Raw genomic sequence first — 18,568 nt, 5'->3', positions numbered from 1 at the left:
GTCTACGTACGTAGACAGTAGTATCGTTGCTCGGGAGCGCGTTCGGCGCAACCGGAAGGGAGAACCATGTCGTCCCGGCACTTCCCATCGGCCCTCAACCGGCGAGGATTCCTCGCCCTGGGAGCGGGCGCGGCCGCGGCCCTGACGCTCGGCGCCTGCGCGAAGAACGACGGCGGGGGCGCCGTCCAGCCGGACTCGGAGGCGGTGCGCAAGGCCGAGGCCGCGCGGCGCGCGGCGAACGCGCAGGTGCGGGAGGTGGCGCTGCGCGCCGAGCCTGCGACCGTCGACCTCGGCGGGGTGCAGGTGCGGACCTGGGCGTACGGCGGGCAGCTGCCCGGGCGGGAGATCCGCATTCGCAAGGGTGAGGTGCTGCGGGCCGAGCTGACCAATGGGCTGCCCGCGCCGACCACCGTGCACTGGCACGGGATCGCGCTGCGCAACGATATGGACGGCGTCCCGGGCGTCACGCAGCCGGAGATCGCGCCGGGCAGCGTGTTCCGCTACGAGTTCACCGCGCCCGATGCCGGGACGTACTTCTTCCATCCGCACGTGGGAGTGCAGCTGGATCGCGGGCTGTATGCGCCGCTCATCGTCGAGGATCCCGCGGACGGGCGCGACTACGACCTGGAAGCCGTTGTCGTACTCGATGATTGGCTCGACGGCGTGGACGGGCGCGATCCCGATCAGCAATTGCGGAAGCTGCAGGATGAGGGCATGGCCGGAATGGACATGGGCGGCGGCATGGGCGGCATGGGCGGCATGGGCGGCATGGACCACGGCGGCATGAACGGGTCCGGCATGTCCATGCCCGCCGATCCGAACAATCCGCTCGGAGCGGACGCCGGGGATGTCACCTATCCCTACTATCTCGTCAACGGCCGCATCCGGGCCGATCCGGTCACCGTCGCCGCCCGGCCCGGGCAGCGTATCCGGTTGCGGATCGTGAATGCCGCCTCCGACACCACCTTCCGGGTCGCGGTGGGCGATCACATCATGCGCATCACGCACAGCGACGGCTTTCCGGTGCTGCCGCTCACGGCGTCGAGCCTGCTCATCGGCATGGGTGAGCGGTACGACGTCGTCGTCGAGCTGGGTGATGGCGTCTTTCCGTTCGTCGCGTCCGCCGAAGGCAAGAACGGTCAGGGGCTGGCGCTCATCCGGACCGGCGGCGGCGCGGCGCCGGCGGCCGATGTGCGCCCGGCCGAGCTCGCGGTCGCGCCGGTCACCGGGGATCGGCTGGTGGCCGCCGATGCCGTGCGATTCCCGCAGCGGTCACCGGATCGGACCCTGGACGTGGCGCTGGGATCCGATATGACCAAGTACATCTGGACCATCAATGGGAAGGCTTTTCCGGAGCAGGCGCCGCTCGATATCACCGAAGGCCAGCGGGTGCGGCTGCGCTTCGTCAACAAGTCGATGATGGCGCATCCGATGCACCTGCACGGGCACACCTTCCAGGTGGTGAACGCCGTCGGCAACGGGCCGCGCAAGGACACCACGATGGTGTTGCCCATGCAGACCGTCGAGGCGGATTTCCAGGCCGACAATCCGGGGCAGTGGATGATGCACTGCCACAACATCTATCACGCCGAATCCGGAATGATGGCGGTCGTCTCCTACGTCCGCTGACCGGCGCGGACGCGATCAGTCGGCGATGCGGTGCCCGACCTCGCGCAGCGTGGTGGCGGCGTCGTCGAGCCGGTGATCAGGGACGAGTACCAGGTCGGCGTGGTAGGTGGAGGCGACGAAGACCGGGATCCCGGCCTCGGCCAGCGGGCCGACCAGCGCCGCGAGCATGCCGGGCTGGTCGAGGCCGTGGGCGGCGTCGCCGTAGAAGCCCTTCCAGCGTTCGCCGTCGGCCCACGGCGGGGCCTCGCGAATCACGGTGAGGCCCTCGGGGGCTCGCACCAGCGCGATCCACTCGTCGTCCTCGGGGAAGGTGGAGTTGGGCAGGTGCTCCACCACGAACTGCGAGGGCACGATGCGCAGGCGCTGGCTGGTCATGCGGTCATCGTAGGCGCAGGGGCCGACTCGTCCGCAGGGCGGCACGCGCCGGCCGGTTTGATTTAGTTCACGCGACTAAAATAGGGTGACCGGCGGCGGCCCGGCCCGTAGGGTCACCGGAATGAGTACCAGCCCAAGGCAGATCGCCACGGAGAACGAGCAGATCGCCGATCATGGCAGCTACCGGACGCGCGCCGGAGCGGTCGTCGATATCAGCGCCGCACTGGCCGCCGCGCGTGCGGGCACCGTGTCCTACTCCCCCGCCGACGATCTCGGCGACGCCGCGCGCGGACCGTTCACCGGAACCGTGGAGGTGACCGGGGAGGGCAGTGCGGCCGCGGCGCGGCGGCTGTACGAATCCGGCGGGAAGGCGGTCGCCGTGCTGAATTTCGCCTCGGCGCGGAATCCGGGCGGCGGCTATCTGCGCGGTGCGCGCGCTCAGGAGGAGGACCTGTGCCGCAGCGCGCTGCTGTACCGATGCCTGTTGGAGGCGCCGGATTACTATGCGGCCCACCGGGCGTCGCCGGATCTGCGCTACAGCCATCGGGTGATCTTCTCCCCCGAGGTACCGGTGATCCGCGATGAGCGCGGTGAGCTCGCCGCCCCGCCGATCCCGGTATCGTTCCTCACCTCGCCCGCGCCCAATGCCGGTCAGCTCGCCCTGCGGTCGGAGCAGCCGGTCTCGGTGCGGGCGGTGCTGGCCGAGCGTGCGGAGCGGGTGCTGGCGGTCGCGTCCCGGCACGGTGTGCGCGAATTGGTGCTCGGCGCGTGGGGTTGCGGCGTGTTCCGCAATGATCCGGCCGAGGTGGCCGAGGCCTTCGATCTCGCCCTGCGGCAGTACGGCGCGGCGTTCGATCGGGTGGTATTCGCCGTGTGGGACCGGAATCCGGTGTCGGCCAACCGCATCGCCTTCGCCGCCCGCTTCGCGTCCACGGCCGGCCGGTCCTAGTCGATGCGGACGGTGAGGGTCGCCACGACGGCGTCGGTGCGGGCGCGCAGCGTCGCGGCGAGGACCGGGCCGCGCGGATTGTGCAGCAGGCGATGCCAGGGTCGGCGGGGCTCGACCTGGGAGAGGACCACGATCACCCGCCTGCCCTCGCGAGACTGCTTGCGTACGTAGCCGACCAGGGTGGCGATCAGGCTGCGATGCGGGGCGGGCAGCACGACGAGCGGTACACCGGGATTCCAGCGTTTCCATTGTGCGCTCAGGTGTTTGGTGGACGCGGGATCGATTTCGGCTGCGACCGCGACGATGTCGCCACCCATATCGGCGGCGGCGCGCAGGGCGCGCGCGGTGACCGTGCTGACCGCGACGACCGGGACCACCACGAGGGGACGGCCGGAATCCGGCTGGCGCTCGCCCGGCGCGGGGATGCGGCCGAAGCCGAGCTCAGTGGCGACTTCCTGGTAGTAGTTCTCGGTGCGGGCGAACGACACCACCAGCAACGGGATGATGATCAGCAGCAGCCAGGCGCCCTCGGTGAACTTCTCCACCAGCAGAACCACGCCCGCGACAGCAGTCAGCATCGCCCCGAAACCGTTGAGGGCCAGCCGGGATCGCCAGCCGGGCCCGCGTTGGCGTTGCCAGTGCCGCACCAGGCCGACCTGGCTGATGGTGAAGCCGATGAACACTCCGATGGCGAAAACCGGCAGGATGCGGTGCGTGTCGGCGTCGACCGCCACCAGTACCAGCCCCGCCACCACCGCCACCGCGGCCACGCCGTAGCGGAATACGGGGCGCTCCGAACGCATGGCGAACAGGCTCGGCACGCGACGGTCCTTGGCCAGCAACGACAACAGCACCGGCAGCCCGCCGAAACTGGTGTTGGCGGCCAGCGCCAGCACCAGGGTGACCAGCAGGTTGGTCAGGTAGAAGGCCCAGCCGGTGCCGAAGGCCGCCGCCGAGAGCTGCGCCAGCACGGTCACATCGCCGCGCGGGGTCACCCGGTGCTCGCGGATCAGCCAGGCGAGGCCGAGCAGCATGGCGCCCAAGAGGATTCCCAGGCCGACCTCGGTGTGCTGGGCGCGGCGCACGGCGGGCGCGCGGAAGGCGGGCACCGCATTGGCGATGGCCTCCACACCGGTCAGCGAGGAGCAGCCGGCCGCGAAAGCCTTGAGCAGCAGGACGATTCCCACCGCCTCGACCGGATCGATCGGGCCCGGATCGGTGCCGATGACCGCGACCGGCGCGGGCCGCAGCAATCCGACCACGATGACCGCGAAGATGGCGATCACGAACAGCAGGGTCGGGCCCATCAGCGCCTTCGCCGATTCCGCGATCCCGGCGAGATTCACCGCGGCCAGCACGACCAGCCCGGTCAGCGTGAGCTCCAGCAGGTGCGGGGCCAGTGCCGGGAAGGCGCTGGCGAGGCTGGCCGCGCCGGCGGCCAGGCTGACGGCGACGGTCAGCACGTAGTCGACCACCAGGCTCGCGGCGGCCAGCAGGCTCACGCCGCGGCCGAGATCCTTCTTGGCGACGGCGTAGCTGCCGCCGCCATCCGGATGCACCGCGATCACCTGCCGGTACGACACCACCAGCACCAGCAACAGCGCGGTGATCGCCAGGGCCACCGGCAGGGTCCACACCACCGCCGCCGCACCGGCCGCCACCAGCACCAGCACGATCGCCTCGGGGCCGTAGGCCACGCTCGACAGCGCGTCCAGCGACAAGGCTGCCAGTCCGCCGAGCGAGGTCAGCCGGTGCGCGTCGCCGCGCTGCGCCGCCCGCAGCCGGCGATCGGCGATCCGCAGTTCGTCGGTCCTGGTATCCGGCGTGTGCACCACGCCGACCATTGAACGCGGCGCGCGTCCAGCAAATCGTGAGCGACACGGATACCCGGGGTTGTGCCGCCGAGAATGTCGCGGATCGGGTCCGCGAAGAATTCAGTGGCCGTGACGGGCCGCGCCGACCTAGCGTTGCTCTCGCAATGAATCAGTACGAAATCAGAGCCGACTTCGACCGCGACACCATCGTCGTCTATCAGGCCTACAACGACGCCATCGCCGCGCCCGCCGTGGCCGCGCAGCGGTTCGTCGCGCCGTTCTCACTCCATCGCATGACGTGGATCAAGCCGTCGTTCCGCTGGCTCATGCAGCGCAGCAATTGGGCGCGCAAGCCCGGCCAGGAACGCATTCTCGCCGTGCGCATCACGCGCCCCGGCTGGGAGGAAGCCCTCGGCCAAGCGGTGCTGACCAGCCCGGAGCGGCGCGTGTACGCGGATGCGAATCAGTGGCGCGCACAGTTCAAGCATGCGCACGTGCATGTGCAGTGGGATCCCGAATATTCGCTGCGCGGAGCGAAACTCGACCATCGCAGCATTCAGGTCGGGCTCTCCCGCCACATTATCGACCGCTATGTCGAGGACTGGACCGTGGACATCCGCGATCTGACTCCGCTGGTGCACAAGATGTCCGCGCACCTACGCGACGGCCGTGCCGACCGCGCGAAAGCCCTACTACCGCCGGAGAAGACGTATCCGCTCACCGAGGAGCTCGCCGAAAGGATCGGGGCGCGTTGAAAAGTGGGGTCGGACACGGCGCTCGACTCTCCCCTCACGGGAGACCCTAGGCTGATCGCACCACCGAGACGAGGAGCGATCATGATCACCGGAATCTTCCCCACCATCTGCGCCGACGACGTCGCCGCCACCCGCGACTTCTACACCGGACTGCTCGGCTTCAAGGTCATCTTCGACAGCGGCTGGTATGTCCAGCTCGAAGCCCCGGCCGAACCCAAGGCGCAGATCGGCATCGTCGAGCGCGAACACGCCAGCGTGCCCGCGGCATTCCGCAATCGGCCCGCCGGAGTGCTCATCTCCGTCGAGGTCGAGGATGTGGACGCCGTGCACGCGCGCGCGGTCGAAGGCGGCCTCGAGATCCCCCTCGAACTCCGCACCGAGGACTTCGGCCAGCGCCACTTCATGACCGTCGACCCCAGCGGGACCCTCGTCGACATCATCACCAATATCCCGATCACCGGCGACTACTCCGACGCCCTGCCCACCGACTGACGGACCGAGCCGCGCCCCGCCGCGCTGTCTTCCTGAAATGCCTGCCGTTGATGGGCTACCTTGGCGTATCAGCGAACTGGAGGTGCTCCAATGGTGGCCGTGATCGGCGCAGGCATAGCCGGATGCGCGCTGGCGGGCGGGCTGGCCCGCCGCGGTGAAGCCGTGCAGCTGTACGAACAGCAGCGATCGGGCTCCGCGGGCGGCGGTGCTTTCCTGTTCATGGACGATCGCGGCCACCGGGCTCTCACCGAACTCGGCGTCTCCGAATCCGCCATCGAGGCGGGCTCGTATCCGGTCACCGGTGGCCTCGACTACACCACCAGCACAGGACGATTCAGCGCCCTGACCGGCCGTGGTCACCGATTCTGGATGCGGCGCAACCTGATCGGAATCCTCGCCGACTTCGTCGCCGGCTCGGGCGCGGAAATCCATTACGGCACACCGATCACCGATGTCACGCTCACCCAGAGCGGCTGCATCCTGCACCACAATGGCAGCAGCACGACCGTCGACGACGATCTCATCGTCGCCGCCGACGGCATCGACTCGGTGGTCCGCGCCCGCCTGGAACCCGATCGCCCCGCCGAATACGCCGGCGACGTCGTGCTCTACGGCATGACCACCGAACCGGTCACCCTCCCCACCCCACCGGCGACCCTGCACTTCTTCGCCGAGATGACCGCCACCGGCGCACCCGGCAGCACCCTCGGCCACATCTGGCGGCCCGGCGACCCCGCCGCCCTGTGGTTCCTGCGCGTCCCCCGCCCGCCCCTGCCCGGCACCAGCAATGACATCGGCCTGCGCCCGGTCGCCGAATGGACCGAAACCATCACCGCCGCAACGCCCTCCAACGAGGCACTGCTGAAGACCCTGCTCGCGGCAACGGAATCCGTCCACGTCAGCAATGCCCGCGATGTCCCCCTCACCAATGCCGCCACCCCCACCACCCCCGTCCTGCTCATCGGCGACGCCGACCACGCCATCACCCCCGCCGCCGGCGTCGGCGCCCGCGACGCCCTCGAGGACGCCCACGCCGTCTACCAGGCCCGCCTCACCTCCACCTCCCCCGCCACCGCCATGGCCGACCGCCGCATCCGCATCCTCGCCGACCGCGAACAGGCCCTCCGCGGCCGCCGCCGAGCCCGCTGACCCACCGGTAGGCTGGATGGCGTGACCGAGCGGAAACCGCCCGATCTCAGCTTCGAATCCTGGATCGACAAACAGGTGCGCGAAGCGACCGAACGGGGCGACTTCAACGACCTTCCCGGAGCCGGCAAGCCCATCCCCCCGGGCGCCGCCGACGAAGACTGGTGGCTGCGCGGCCTCCTGAAACGCGAAGGCGTCCGCGCCGACGCCCTCCTCCCCGAATCCATCGTCCTGCGCCGCGAACGCGAACGCCTCCAGGAAACCGTCCGCGACCTGCAGACCGAACAGCAAGTCCGCCACACCGTTTCCGACCTCAACGACCGCATCGTCCAGTGGCTGCGCATGCCCACCGGCCCCGCGGTGCCGATCGGCCCGGCCAAGGTCGAGGAGGTCGTCGCCACCTGGCGAGCCGAACGGGATGCGGCGCGCGCCGAGCGTGCCGCGGCCACGCCGGTGCCGCCCCCGGCCGAATCCACCACCCGCCGATCGTGGTGGCGACGGCTGCTGCGCCGCTGAACGACGAAGGGGCCGGGCATCTCGCGGATGCCCGGCCCCTTCGGGTGAAAACCGTTACGGCAGTGGGCCGCCCGCGGCGATCGCGGAGAGGGTGGCGAATTCGTCGCCCTTGAGGGAGGCACCGCCGACCAGGGCGCCGTCGATATCGGTCTGGCCGACCAGTTCGCCGACGTTCTTGGCGTTGACGGAGCCGCCGTAGAGGACGCGGACGCCCGCGGCCACCTCGGGGTTGGCCAGTTCGGCCAGTTCCTTGCGGATGGCGCCGCAGACTTCCTGGGCGTCGGCGGCGCTGGCCACCTTGCCGGTGCCGATGGCCCAGACGGGCTCGTAGGCGATGACGACCTTGGAGATTTCCTCGGGGGTCAGGCCCTTGAGGGAGCCGCGGAGCTGTTCGAGGTTGTATGCCACGTGGGTGCCGGTTTCGCGGACGCCCAGGCCCTCGCCGATGCAGACGATGGGGGTGATGCCGTGCTTGAGGGCCTGTTTGGCCTTTTCGAGCACGGTGGCGTCGACCTCGTTGTGGTACTGGCGGCGTTCGGAGTGGCCGACCACGACGAACTTGCAGCCCAGCTTGGCCAGCATGGAGCCGCTGATCTCGCCGGTGTAGGCGCCCTCGTCGTGGGTGGAGACGTCCTGTGCGCCATAGGTGATCAGCAGGCGGTCACCCTCCACCAGCGTCTGCACGCTGCGGATATCGGTGAACGGCGGGATCACCGTGACGTCGACCTTGTCGAAGTACTTCTCCGGCAGGGCGAAAGCGATCTTCTGCACCAGGGCGATGGCCTCGAGGTGGTTCAGATTCATCTTCCAGTTGCCGGCGATCAAAGGCTTGCGCGCCATGGCTCAGTCCTCCAATACCGCGATGCCCGGAAGTTCCTTGCCCTCCAGGTATTCCAGCGACGCGCCGCCGCCGGTGGAGATGTGCGAGAAACCGTCGTCCGGGAGGCCGAGGGTGCGCACGGCCGCGGCCGAGTCGCCGCCGCCGACCACCGTGAACGCGCCCTTGCCGGTGGCGACCGCAATGGCCTCGGCGACGCCGCGGGTGCCCGCGGCGAACTTCTCGAACTCGAATACGCCCATGGGGCCGTTCCAGAAGATCGTCTTGGCCTCGGTGAGCAGCGCCGAGAAGCGGGCGACCGAATCGGGACCGATGTCCAGGCCCATCCAGCCGTCCGGAATCTCGTTGGCGGCCACCACCTTCGACTCCGCGTCGGCGGCGAACTTGTCGGCCACCACGATGTCCACCGGCAGGTGGATGACATCGGCGTACTTGTCGAGCAGATCCTTGCAGGTGTCGATCATCTCGGCCTGCAGCAGCGAGCCGCCGACCGGAAGCCCCTGCGCCGCAAGGAAGGTGAAGCACATGCCGCCGCCGATGACCAGGGTGTCGACCTTCGGCGCGAGCGCCTCGATGACCGCCAGCTTGTCGGAGACCTTGGAACCGCCGAGCACGACCGCGTACGGGCGCTCCGGGTTCTCGGTGAGCTTCTTCAGCACCTCGGTCTCGGCGGCCACCAGGTAGCCCGCGTAGTGCGGCAGCAGCTTGGCGACGTCGTAGACCGACGCCTGCTCGCGATGCACCACACCGAAACCGTCGGAGACGAACGCGCCGTCGTCGCCGACCAGCTCCACGAGAGCGTTGGCGAGCTTGACCCGCTGCGCCTCGTCCTTGCTGGTCTCGCGTGCGTCGAAGCGAATGTTCTCCAGCAGCAGCACATCACCGTCGGTGAGGCCCTCGGAGCGGGCGAGGGCGTCCTGGCCCACCACATCGCCGGCGAGCTGGACATTACGGCCCAGCTCCTCGGCCAGCCGCGCCGCCACGGGCGCCAGGGAGAACTTCGGATCCGGCTCACCCTTCGGGCGGCCCAGGTGCGCGGTGACGATCACCTTGGCGCCGGCCTCGGCGAGCGCCTTGATGGTCGGCACGGACGCGATGATGCGGCCCGGATCGGTGATGACACCGTTGTCGAGAGGCACATTGAGGTCGGAGCGCACCAGCACGCCCCGGCCCTCGACGCCCTCGTTCAGCAGATCTTCGAGAGTCTTGATCGTCATCGTCGGATTACAGCGACTTCGCGACGAGGCCGATCAGGTCGGCCAGACGGTTGGAGTAGCCCCACTCGTTGTCGTACCACGAGGCGACCTTGACCTGCTTGTCGATGACCTTGGTCAGCGGCGCGTCGTAGATCGAGGAGTACGGGTCGGTCACGATGTCGGTGGAGACGATCGGATCGTGGTTGACCTTCAGGATGCCCTTCATCGGGCCGTCCGCGGCGGCCTGCATGGCGGCATTGATCTCGTCGATGGAGGCGGCCTTGGCCAGATCCACGGTGAGGTCGGTGATGGAGCCGGTCGGGACCGGCACGCGCAGCGCGTAGCCGTCCAGCTTGCCCTGCAGTTCGGGCAGCACCAGACCGATGGCCTTGGCGGCGCCGGTGCCGGTGGGCACGATGTTCAGGGCGGCGGCGCGGGCGCGGCGCAGATCCTTGTGCGGGGCGTCCTGCAGGTTCTGGTCCTGGGTGTAGGCGTGGACCGTGGTCATCAGGCCGCGCTCGATGCCGAACGAGTCGTGCAGCACCTTGGCGATCGGGCCGAGGCAGTTGGTGGTGCACGAGGCGTTGGAGATGATGTTCTGCGAGCCGTCGTACTTGTCGTCGTTCACGCCCATCACGATGGTGATGTCCTCATCGGTGGCGGGCGCGGAGATGATGACCTTCTTGGCGCCGGCGGCCAGGTGGCCCTTGGCCTTGGCGGCATTGGTGAAGATGCCGGTGGACTCGACGACCACGTCGACGCCCAGGTCGCCCCAGGGCAGCGCCGCCGGGCCTTCCTTGATCTCCAGGGCCTTGATCCGCTGATCGCCGACGACGATGTAATCGCCGTCCAGCGACACGTCCTGCGGCAGGCGGCCGAGGATGGAGTCGTACTTGAGCAGGGTCGCCAGCGTCGCATTGTCGGTGAGGTCGTTGACCGCGACGATTTCGATGTCAGTCTGGCCGAGCGCCTTCTGCGCCTCGACCGCCCTGAAGAAGTTGCGTCCGATACGGCCGAAGCCGTTGATGCCTACCCGGACAGTCACGTTATCGCTCCTCAGCTTTCAAGCGGATCGTTTCCGTTGCGCCTATCACCCTAGCCCCGTCCGAAACCATCTCCGACACGCCCCTGTCACTGGTGACCTGGGCGTGTCACAAAATGGTCTCGGCCGCGGTGAGGTTTTTCCTGTGCGAATGACCAATTGTCATGCGCCTCAGGACAGCAGCGAACCCCCGGCACCGTGGGCGCGGGGGTTCGCCGCCGATCAGGCTTCTTCCAGCAGCTCCGCCGTGACGGCGGACTCCGTATCCGGAATGCCCAGTTCCTTGGCCCGCCGGTCGGCCATCGACAGCAGGCGGCGAATGCGGCCCGCCACAGCGTCTTTGGTCATCGGCGGATCGGCCAGCTGGCCGAGTTCCTCCAGCGAGGCCTGCCGGTGCAGGACGCGCAGCTTGCCGGCGGCCGCCAAGTGGTCGGGCACATCGTCACCGAGAATCTCCAGCGCGCGCTCCACCCGGGCGGCCGCGGCAACCGCCGCGCGCGCCGACCGGCGCAGGTTGGCGTCGTCGAAGTTGGCCAGCCGGTTGGCCGTGGCGCGGACCTCGCGGCGCATGCGCCGCTCCTCCCAGGTGAGCCGGGTGTCCTGCGCGCCCATCCGGGTGAGCAGGGCGCCGATGGCCTCGCCGTCGCGCACCACGACCCGATCGGTGCCGCGCACCTCCCGGGCCTTGGCCGAGATGCCCATGCGCCGGGCCGCGCCGACCAAGGCCAGCGCGGCCTCCGGACCGGGGCAGCTCACCTCCAGAGCGGAGGAGCGGCCCGGCTCGGTGAGCGAGCCGTGCGCGAGAAACGCTCCGCGCCAGGCGGCTTCGGCATCACCGATGCTGCCGCCGACGACCTGCGCGGGCAGACCCCGCACGGGGCGGCCGCGCACATCGAGCAAACCGGTCTGGCGGGCCAGCGCCTCGCCTTCCTTGGAAACACGCACCACGTACCGGGAGGTTTTCCGAAGCCCACCCGCGCCGAGAACATGCACATCCGAGCCGTATCCGTACAACTCGAAGATTTCCCGGCGCAGCCGACGCGCGATGGAACCCATGTCCACCTCGGCCTCGACGATCACCCGACCGCCGACGATGTGCAATCCACCGGCGAACCGCAGTAGTGCGGACAGCTCCGCTTTGCGCGAACTCACCTGAGATACGGTGAGCCGGCTCAGCTCGTCCTTCACTTCCGCTGTCATCGCCACGAGACGCGCTCCTTTCCACCCAAACCGGACCGCACACGTTGGCTCATATGCCGTCCTTCGACTCGAAGCCCTGCCAATTCCGGCCGAGGTTGCCGGATCACCTGATCCAGTGCGGCGGCAAGCTTTCCGGGGTGGTGCCGGTCCGTCCCCGCCTCGGCGACATCAGCGAAGGTTACTCGTGCTCGCAGCTGTTCGGCAGCTCTTGCCACATGTTCGCGTTCCCTACCCTCGGGTACGGAACCCGAGTCGACCAGAACATGGTCGACTGTGAAATCCGGTGCGTGCTGGGACAATACATGCAGGTGCCGTTCCGCGGAGAATCCGGCCGTTTCGCCCGGTTCCGCAGCGAGGTTGAGCACCAGCACTTTCCGCGCCCGGGTATGAAGTAGAGCTTCGTGCAATTCGGGCACCAGCAGGTGCGGGATGACGCTGGTGAACCAGCTGCCCGGGCCCAGCACGACGACATCCGCGTGCTCGATGGCCGAGGTCGATTCGGGGCACGCGGGCGGATCCGAGGGAATCAGCCGCACCCGGCGCACCTTGCCCGGCGTGGTCGCGACGGCCACCTGACCTCGGATGCAGCGGCTCACCCGCGGATCGCCTTCCAGCCCGGCGACATCCGCCTCGATGGTGAGCGCGATGGGCGACATGGGCAGCACCCGGCCGGTGATGCGCAGCATCCGGCCGACCTCGTCGAGCGCGGCCACCGGGTCGCCCAATTCCTCTGTCAACCCGGCCAGAATCAGATTGCCCACCGAATGCCCGGCGAGTGCTCCGGAGCCGCCGAAGCGATGCTGGATGGTGCGCGCCCACACCCCGTCGGTCTCTTCGGCCAAGGCGGCCAGCGCCATTCGAAGATCACCGGGGGGCAGCATGCCGAGCTCGGCGCGTAGCCGGCCCGAGGAGCCGCCGTCATCGGAGACCGTCACCACCGCGGTGATCTTGCGGGTCAGCCGGCGCACCGCCGACAGGGTGGCGTACAGACCGTGCCCGCCGCCCAGCGCGACGATGGCCGGATTCGCTTCGCGCTCACTCATTCCCGCCCCAAATCCCGATGGACCACGCGCACCACGTCGGCCGCCCCGTTGTTCGCAGCCGCGCCGAGCAGCTCCCCCAGCGCTTCGGCTATCGCCACACTGCGGTGCTTGCCACCGGTACAGCCCACTGCCACGGTCATGTATCGCTTCCCCTCTTGGCGGTAGCCCTCGGTCGTGAGGTCGATGAGGTGCCGGCCCGTGCTCAGATAATCCTGGGCGCCCGGGCGCGACAGCACGTACTCACTGACCGCGGCATCCTGTCCGGTCTGTTCGCGGAGTTCCGGCACCCAATGCGGATTGGGCAGGAAACGCAAATCCAACACCATATCCGCGTCGAGTGGTACTCCATACTTGAAACCGAACGATTGGATTGTGAGCTGCAGAGCGGTCGGCGCATCCCCGCCGTAAGCCTCCTCCATCTTCCGATGCAGCTGGTGGATCGATAATTCGGTGGTGTCGATGACCAGGTCCGCGGCCGTCTTCACCGATGCCAGGCGCTCGCGTTCGGCCGCGATGCCGGCGGTCAGCGTGCCGTCGGCGCTCTCGCTCTGCAGCGGATGGCGACGCCGCGCGAAACCATAGCGGCGAATCAGCACATCATCACTGGCTTCCAGAAAAAGGATGCGAGTGCGCACGCCCGCGGAGCGCAATTGCTCGGTCACCGCCGACAGATTCCCGGTGAAGAAGCGGCTGCGCACATCCATGACCACGGCCAGCTTCCGGATCGGCGGTTGCGCGCCCTCCCCGAGTTCGACCATGCGGCCGATCAGTTCGGGCGGCAGATTGTCGGTCACGTAGTACCCGAGGTCCTCGAGCACCTTCGCGGCCGTGCCGCGACCGGCGCCGGAGAGTCCGGTGACGATGACGACCTCCACGGGCGCCTGCTGTGGATCACCGATATCGGTTGTGCTGCTGCTGTTTTCGACCGCATTATTGCTGGCTTCGACGCGCGTCATGTCCTACCGGGTTCGTTTCTGGGTTTCCGTCGATCATCCTGCACCGATGCCGTATTCCGCGGCAGACACACGCGGGAGGCGAGACACAGTTCCGATTCTCCCTCCCGACCTGCACAGACGGCGTGTCGCGATTCATCCTCTCGGCGTGTCGCGCGGCTCGGCGCCCACAGCCTAACGGACGCTGTCGGCGTAGCCGCCCTAAGCCCGCGCCCGGCCGGAGCGCAGGCGGAGGTACGCCTACCCGCCGGGTGGCGGGTTACCCCGACATGCAGGGTTCTACCCCGAAACCGGCCCGGTTATTCGGTGTCGGGGGCGGCGAGTTCCTCCGGATTCAAGGCGGAGAGCACGGCCTTTGCCGTGGCGACTCCGATGCCGGGGACCTGGGTGATCTCCTCCACAGTGGCCTTCTTCAGCTTGGCCACCGAACCGAAGTGGGTGACCAGCGCGGTCTTACGGGTCGCACCGAGGCCCGGCACCGCATCCAGGGCGGAGGCCGTCATGCGGCGCGAGCGCTTGCTGCGGTGGAAGGTGATGGCGAAGCGGTGCGCCTCGTCGCGGACGCGCTGCAGCAGATACAGCGATTCGCTGGTGCGCGGCATGATGACCGGATCGGGCTCATTGGGGACCCACACCTCTTCCAGGCGCTTGGCCAGGCCGATCACCGCGACATCGGTGATGCCGAGTTCGTCGAGCACCTCGGCCGCGGCATTCACCTGGGGCGCGCCGCCGTCGACGACATAGAGGTTGGGCGGGTAGGCGAAACGGCGCGGTTTACCGGTCTTCGGATCGATACCCGGCAGTCCGGGATGCAGCGTCTCATCGTATTCCGTTGCCCCCGAATCGGATTCCAGATCCGCGGCCTCGGCGGCATCGATATCGCGGCGCAGTTTCGCGAAACGCCGCCGGGTCACCTCGGCAATGCTGCCGACATCGTCGGAGCGGCCCTCACCGGCCGCCTCCTTGATGGTGTAGTGCCGGTAGTCGGATTTGCGCGGCAGCCCGTCCTCGAACACCACCAGCGAGGCCACCACATCGGTGCCCTGCACATGAGAGATGTCCACGCACTCGATGCGCAGCGGGGCGCTGTCGAGTTCGAGGGCGTCCTGAATGCCCTGCAACGCCTCCGAGCGCGCGGTGAGATCGCCCGCCCGCTTGAGCTTGTGCTGGGCGAGAGCCTCCTGCGCATTGCGCTGCACGGTCTCGGCGAGGGCCTTCTTGTCCCCGCGCTGCGGCACCCGCAGCTGCACCGCCGACCCGCGCAGCCCGGACAGCCACTGCTGCACCTGCTCGGCGTCATTCGGCAGCGCCGGCACCAGCACCTCGCGCGGCACCACCGTGCCCGCGCCGTCCTCGCCGGTCTGATCGGCGATGGCGGACTGCTCGCCGTAGAACTGGGTCAGGAACTGCTCGACCAGGGCGGGGACCTCGCCGCCGGCCTCCACATCGTCGTGCCCGATTCGACCCGAGTCGGGGCCCTCCGCGGTTACGCTGGCTGCCGCCTCCGGGCCTGACCAACTCGAGTCCAGGGCGTCGCCGGACTTGTCGACCACCCAGCCGCGCTGACCGCGCACCCGGCCATTGCGGACGTGGAAGACCTGCACGGCCACCTCCAGCTCGTCGATGGCGAAGGCGATCACATCGGCGTCGGTGCCGGTGCCCAGCACCACGGCCTGCTTCTCCAGGGCCCGGCGCAGCGCCTGCACATCGTCGCGCAGCCGGGCGGCGGTCTCGAAGTCGAGCTCCTCGGCCGCGGCGTGCATGCGCCGTTCCAGCTCCTTGACCAGCCGGTCGGTCTTGCCGGAGAGGAAGTCGCAGAAGTCCTCCACGATCCGGCGATGCTCGGCGGCGTCGACCCGGCCGATGCAGGGCGCGGAGCACTTGTCGATGTAGCCGAGCAGGCAGGGGCGCCCGATCTGGCTGTGCCGCTTGAAGACTCCGGCCGAACAGGTGCGCACCGGGAACACCCGCAGCAGCAGATCCAGGGTCTCGCGAATGGCCCAGGCGTGGGCGTAGGGGCCGAAATAGCGCACGCCCTTCTTGCGCGCGCCCCGGTAGACGAACACCCGCGGATATTCCTCGTTGAGGCTGACCGCCAGCACCGGATAGGACTTGTCGTCGCGATACCGCACATTGAAGCGCGGATCGAACTCCTTGATCCAGTTGTATTCCAGCTGCAGCGCTTCCACCTCGGTGGACACCACGGTCCACTCCACGCTGGCCGCCGTGGTCACCATCTGCCGGGTGCGCGGATGCAGCGAGGCCACATCGGCGAAGTACGAGTTCAACCGGCTCCGCAGGCTTTTCGCCTTGCCGACGTAGATGACCCGCTTGTGCACGTCCCGGAATTTGTACACACCGGGTTCGACGGGAATGGTGCCCGGCGCGGGCCGGTACGTCGCGGGATCTGCCACGCCACCAGGTTAACGAGCCGCTCCGACAAGCCGCCGACACGGCCGGGAACGCGCCACGCCGCATGTGCTCATCCGGATCGGCCGCGGCGACGAAGGTATCGGCAAGATCAGCGCACAGATGAGGAGTTGCACCATGATCCGCCTTCGCCGTCGCCGCCGGTCCCTCGCGATCGGGTCCGCCCTGAGCCTGGCGGCCGCCGCGCTGGTGGCCGTGTCCATGCCCGCGGCCGCCGACTCCGACGGGTCGATCTTCGTGTACGGGGACTACCTCAGGCACGAATCGCCGCTCATCCTCTGCGGCGGCAAGACCCCGGCCAGGACGACGCTCGCCTGATCGCCGCCCCGCGACCGGCGCTGCTGTCCAGCCGCCCGGTGGGGATACGGTCGGCTCGATCGGGCGGACACGCGCCACGCCGAGGCGGCCTACGGGGCGTAATTCCCCACCGGAGGTCCGCACGCGGTCAGTATGGGACGACCTGTCATTGGACGATCGGCATTGCACACGAGGGGAGCACCATCAGATGATTTCCCGTTTTCGACTGCGTCACCGGGTCGCCGCCGTCGGCTCGGCGGTAGGCCTGAGCGCGGTCGGGCTGGTCGCGGTCGCGGCGCCGTCCCAGGCCTTCACCCACGGGGAGGGCTGCCGGATCGACCGCACGCTCGATACCGCCACCTTCTTCTGCACCGACACCGAGAACTGGTACGCGGCGGTGGTCCGCTGCGCCGGCTACCGGCAGGTCGGCCGCGGGGTGCAGCAGCCCACCTACATCGTGGGTGACTCGATCCGGCCGTTCATTCCGCTCACCGTCGAGTGCACCGGCCAGGGACGGCAGGGCATCGTGCTCGACTACTGGCTCGACGGCCCGTTCTGAGCCCTCGCCGCGGCGGGATCGGACGCCGCGGCAATGCTCCGGGCCGTCGCACCTTCGGCCGCGGTCGTGCCGTCGACCGCGGCCGAGCGGTGCTCACGCCGACAGCCGGGAATGCACGAGCGCGCCCAGCGCGGGCGCGAGATCGCCGCGTTCGCCGACCTCGATGGTGTCGAGTTCCAGCCAGTCCGCCATCTCGCGCAGCGATTCCGCGAGTTCGGCTGCGACCCTGGCGATATCGCGGCCGGGTTCGGCGAAAGCACCCGGTACCAGCAGGCGTCCGGCGCCGCGTTCGGCGCGCAGGTCCACGCGGGCGACGAGTTCGCCGTCGAGCAGGAACGGGAAGACGTAATAGCCGTGCACGCGTTTGTGTTCCGGCGTGTAGATCTCGATGCGGTAGTGAAAATCGAAGAGCCGCTCGGTGCGGGCCCGGAAGAAGATGAGCGGATCGAACGGGCACAGCAGCGCCGCGCCCGATACCCGGCGCGGGGTGCGGGCCTCGGCATGCAGATAGGCGGGCTTGTCCCAGCCCGCCACCTCGACCTGCTCCAACTCCCCCGCCGCCAGCAGATCCGCGATGGCGGGTTCGGTCTGCTTGCGGGTCAGCCGGTAGTAGTCGCGTAGGTCGGTTTCGGTGCCGATACCGTGGGCCGCCGCGGCACGCCGGAGCAATTCGCGAATGGCGTCGGCCTCGTCGAGCCGGAGATTGCGCACCTCCTCGGGAATGACCCGTTCGGCGAGGTCGTAATGCCGCTGGAAGCCGACGCGTGTGGGCACGGTCAACTCCCCCGCCGCGAACAGCGCCTCGCACACCACCTTGGTATCGCTGTAGTTCCAGCCCCAATTGTCCTTGGCGCGTGGGCGATCCAGCTCGAGGTGCCGCTCCACCTCACCGGCCGTGCTGGCGCCGAACTCACCGATCACGCCGAGCACATCGTCGGCCAGGCGCGGATTGCGTTCCAGCACCTGCCGCATCCCGTTCCAGCGACCGTGCCGGTACTGCTCCATGCGCCAGCGCATGAGCGCCCAATCCTGCACCGGAATCAGCGCCGCCTCGTGCGCCCAGTACTCGACCAGCTTGCGCGGGCGGCGCGCGGTGTGACTCCAGGCCGCCTCGTCCAGCAGCTCGCGATCGTAGGCCCCGATGCGGGCGAATACCGGCGAATAATGCGCGCGCACCACCGCCGATACCGAGTCCAGCTGCAGCAACCGCGTGCTGTCCAGCACCTTCATGATCGTGCGGCGGCTGGGCGGGCTACTCGGCCGGGTCGCGCCGAACCCCTGAGCTGCCAGGGCGGTGCGACGCGCCGCGTCGAGGGACATGGTGCGCATCCCAG

18 protein-coding genes are annotated in these 18,568 nt (G+C 68.9%); 8 read left to right on the top strand and 10 right to left on the bottom strand.

Features of this window, described 5'->3' with window-relative positions:
* Positions 1-66: 66 nt before the first annotated feature.
* Entirely contained in the window at positions 67-1,629 is a 1,563-nt protein-coding gene (locus ACYQ5L_RS15890; protein ID WP_459958234.1) for a multicopper oxidase family protein, read from the top strand.
* A gap of 15 nt (positions 1,630-1,644) precedes the next feature.
* Here the strand turns inward: ACYQ5L_RS15890 and ACYQ5L_RS15885 are convergent, their stop codons facing one another.
* Positions 1,645-2,004, bottom strand: coding sequence for an ACT domain-containing protein (locus ACYQ5L_RS15885; protein ID WP_459958233.1), 360 nt, complete (start codon positions 2,002-2,004; stop codon positions 1,645-1,647).
* 121 nt (positions 2,005-2,125) lie between these two features.
* On the opposite strand from ACYQ5L_RS15885, the gene ACYQ5L_RS15880 reads away from it, so the two are divergent.
* Entirely contained in the window at positions 2,126-2,953 is an 828-nt protein-coding gene (locus ACYQ5L_RS15880; protein WP_459958232.1) for a TIGR02452 family protein, read from the top strand.
* On the opposite strand, the gene ACYQ5L_RS15875 is transcribed toward ACYQ5L_RS15880, so the two are convergent.
* On the bottom strand, positions 2,950-4,788 hold the full coding sequence (locus tag ACYQ5L_RS15875; RefSeq protein WP_459958230.1) for an APC family permease: 1,839 nt from the start codon (positions 4,786-4,788) through the stop codon (positions 2,950-2,952). The two genes, ACYQ5L_RS15880 and ACYQ5L_RS15875, sit on opposite strands and share 4 nt — an antisense overlap.
* 143 nt (positions 4,789-4,931) lie before the next feature.
* On the opposite strand from ACYQ5L_RS15875, the gene ACYQ5L_RS15870 reads away from it, so the two are divergent.
* The 4 genes from ACYQ5L_RS15870 (at position 4,932) to ACYQ5L_RS15855 (ending at position 7,676) form a co-directional block, all read left to right on the top strand.
* Positions 4,932-5,522 carry a DUF4291 domain-containing protein gene (locus tag ACYQ5L_RS15870; protein WP_459958229.1) on the top strand — a complete coding sequence of 197 codons (591 nt, stop codon included), beginning with the start codon at positions 4,932-4,934 and terminating at the stop codon, positions 5,520-5,522.
* Positions 5,523-5,603: 81 nt separating this feature from the next.
* Positions 5,604-6,014, top strand: a complete 411-nt coding sequence (locus ACYQ5L_RS15865; RefSeq protein WP_459958227.1) for a VOC family protein — start codon at positions 5,604-5,606, stop codon at positions 6,012-6,014.
* 90 nt (positions 6,015-6,104) lie between these two features.
* Positions 6,105-7,163: an FAD-dependent oxidoreductase gene (locus tag ACYQ5L_RS15860; RefSeq protein ID WP_459958226.1), complete on the top strand. Its 1,059-nt coding sequence runs from the start codon at positions 6,105-6,107 to the stop codon at positions 7,161-7,163.
* 21 nt (positions 7,164-7,184) lie between these two features.
* Positions 7,185-7,676, top strand: coding sequence for a DnaJ family domain-containing protein (locus ACYQ5L_RS15855; protein WP_459958225.1), 492 nt, complete (start codon positions 7,185-7,187; stop codon positions 7,674-7,676).
* A 54-nt stretch (positions 7,677-7,730) separates the two neighbouring features.
* On the opposite strand, the gene tpiA is transcribed toward ACYQ5L_RS15855, so the two are convergent.
* The 7 genes from tpiA to uvrC all read right to left on the bottom strand — a co-directional run bounded on the left by tpiA (position 7,731) and on the right by uvrC (position 16,362).
* Positions 7,731-8,516 (bottom strand): triose-phosphate isomerase, encoded by a 786-nt coding sequence (gene tpiA, locus ACYQ5L_RS15850; RefSeq protein ID WP_459958224.1) that lies wholly within the window; start codon positions 8,514-8,516, stop codon positions 7,731-7,733.
* Between the two features lie 3 nt (positions 8,517-8,519).
* Positions 8,520-9,731: a phosphoglycerate kinase gene (locus ACYQ5L_RS15845; protein WP_459958223.1), complete on the bottom strand. Its 1,212-nt coding sequence runs from the start codon at positions 9,729-9,731 to the stop codon at positions 8,520-8,522.
* A 7-nt stretch (positions 9,732-9,738) separates the two neighbouring features.
* Positions 9,739-10,755, bottom strand: coding sequence for a type I glyceraldehyde-3-phosphate dehydrogenase (gene gap, locus ACYQ5L_RS15840; RefSeq protein WP_379193628.1), 1,017 nt, complete (start codon positions 10,753-10,755; stop codon positions 9,739-9,741).
* A 219-nt stretch (positions 10,756-10,974) separates the two neighbouring features.
* On the bottom strand, positions 10,975-11,958 hold the full coding sequence (gene whiA / locus ACYQ5L_RS15835; RefSeq protein WP_379193629.1) for a DNA-binding protein WhiA: 984 nt from the start codon (positions 11,956-11,958) through the stop codon (positions 10,975-10,977).
* The gene (locus tag ACYQ5L_RS15830; RefSeq protein ID WP_379193630.1) at positions 11,949-12,995 is read right to left on the bottom strand and encodes a gluconeogenesis factor YvcK family protein; all 1,047 of its coding nucleotides are present in this window, start codon (positions 12,993-12,995) and stop codon (positions 11,949-11,951) included. The genes whiA and ACYQ5L_RS15830 overlap by 10 nt, the downstream gene beginning before the upstream one ends.
* Complete coding sequence (gene rapZ, locus ACYQ5L_RS15825; RefSeq protein ID WP_459958221.1) at positions 12,992-13,951, bottom strand: RNase adapter RapZ; 960 nt, start codon at positions 13,949-13,951, stop codon at positions 12,992-12,994. The genes ACYQ5L_RS15830 and rapZ overlap by 4 nt, the downstream gene beginning before the upstream one ends.
* A gap of 296 nt (positions 13,952-14,247) precedes the next feature.
* Entirely contained in the window at positions 14,248-16,362 is a 2,115-nt protein-coding gene (gene uvrC / locus ACYQ5L_RS15820) for an excinuclease ABC subunit UvrC (protein WP_459958220.1), read from the bottom strand.
* Positions 16,363-16,495: 133 nt separating this feature from the next.
* On the opposite strand from uvrC, the gene ACYQ5L_RS15815 reads away from it, so the two are divergent.
* Together ACYQ5L_RS15815 and ACYQ5L_RS15810 are read left to right on the top strand one after the other, a co-directional pair.
* Positions 16,496-16,696, top strand: a complete 201-nt coding sequence (locus ACYQ5L_RS15815; protein ID WP_459958218.1) for a hypothetical protein — start codon at positions 16,496-16,498, stop codon at positions 16,694-16,696.
* 187 nt (positions 16,697-16,883) lie between these two features.
* A complete protein-coding gene (locus ACYQ5L_RS15810) occupies positions 16,884-17,234 on the top strand; it encodes a hypothetical protein (protein ID WP_459958217.1) in 351 nt (116 codons plus the stop codon).
* Between the two features lie 93 nt (positions 17,235-17,327).
* On the opposite strand, the gene ACYQ5L_RS15805 is transcribed toward ACYQ5L_RS15810, so the two are convergent.
* The gene (locus ACYQ5L_RS15805; protein ID WP_459958215.1) at positions 17,328-18,563 is read right to left on the bottom strand and encodes a winged helix-turn-helix domain-containing protein; all 1,236 of its coding nucleotides are present in this window, start codon (positions 18,561-18,563) and stop codon (positions 17,328-17,330) included.
* Between the last annotated feature and the right edge of the window lie 5 nt (positions 18,564-18,568).

It is taken from the genome of Nocardia sp. IFM 10818 (genome assembly GCF_054655275.1).
The sequence above is the reverse complement of the archived record's forward strand: the minus strand, read 5'-3'. Positions and strand labels throughout refer to the sequence as shown.

What these genes read in the sequence shown, in the direction of transcription:
- ACYQ5L_RS15870 (WP_459958229.1), top strand. Translation starts at nt 4,932, where the DNA reads ATGAATCAGTACGAAATCAGAGCCGACTTCGACCGCGACACCATCGTC.
- ACYQ5L_RS15830 (WP_379193630.1), bottom strand. Translation starts at nt 12,995, where the DNA reads ATGAGTGAGCGCGAAGCGAATCCGGCCATCGTCGCGCTGGGCGGCGGG.
- ACYQ5L_RS15885 (WP_459958233.1), bottom strand. Translation starts at nt 2,004, where the DNA reads ATGACCAGCCAGCGCCTGCGCATCGTGCCCTCGCAGTTCGTGGTGGAG.
- tpiA (WP_459958224.1), bottom strand. Translation starts at nt 8,516, where the DNA reads ATGGCGCGCAAGCCTTTGATCGCCGGCAACTGGAAGATGAATCTGAAC.
- rapZ (WP_459958221.1), bottom strand. Translation starts at nt 13,951, where the DNA reads ATGACGCGCGTCGAAGCCAGCAATAATGCGGTCGAAAACAGCAGCAGC.
- ACYQ5L_RS15805 (WP_459958215.1), bottom strand. Translation starts at nt 18,563, where the DNA reads ATGCGCACCATGTCCCTCGACGCGGCGCGTCGCACCGCCCTGGCAGCT.
- ACYQ5L_RS15860 (WP_459958226.1), top strand. Translation starts at nt 6,105, where the DNA reads ATGGTGGCCGTGATCGGCGCAGGCATAGCCGGATGCGCGCTGGCGGGC.
- ACYQ5L_RS15845 (WP_459958223.1), bottom strand. Translation starts at nt 9,731, where the DNA reads ATGACGATCAAGACTCTCGAAGATCTGCTGAACGAGGGCGTCGAGGGC.
- ACYQ5L_RS15890 (WP_459958234.1), top strand. Translation starts at nt 67, where the DNA reads ATGTCGTCCCGGCACTTCCCATCGGCCCTCAACCGGCGAGGATTCCTC.
- ACYQ5L_RS15810 (WP_459958217.1), top strand. Translation starts at nt 16,884, where the DNA reads ATGATTTCCCGTTTTCGACTGCGTCACCGGGTCGCCGCCGTCGGCTCG.
- ACYQ5L_RS15880 (WP_459958232.1), top strand. Translation starts at nt 2,126, where the DNA reads ATGAGTACCAGCCCAAGGCAGATCGCCACGGAGAACGAGCAGATCGCC.
- ACYQ5L_RS15815 (WP_459958218.1), top strand. Translation starts at nt 16,496, where the DNA reads ATGATCCGCCTTCGCCGTCGCCGCCGGTCCCTCGCGATCGGGTCCGCC.
- ACYQ5L_RS15865 (WP_459958227.1), top strand. Translation starts at nt 5,604, where the DNA reads ATGATCACCGGAATCTTCCCCACCATCTGCGCCGACGACGTCGCCGCC.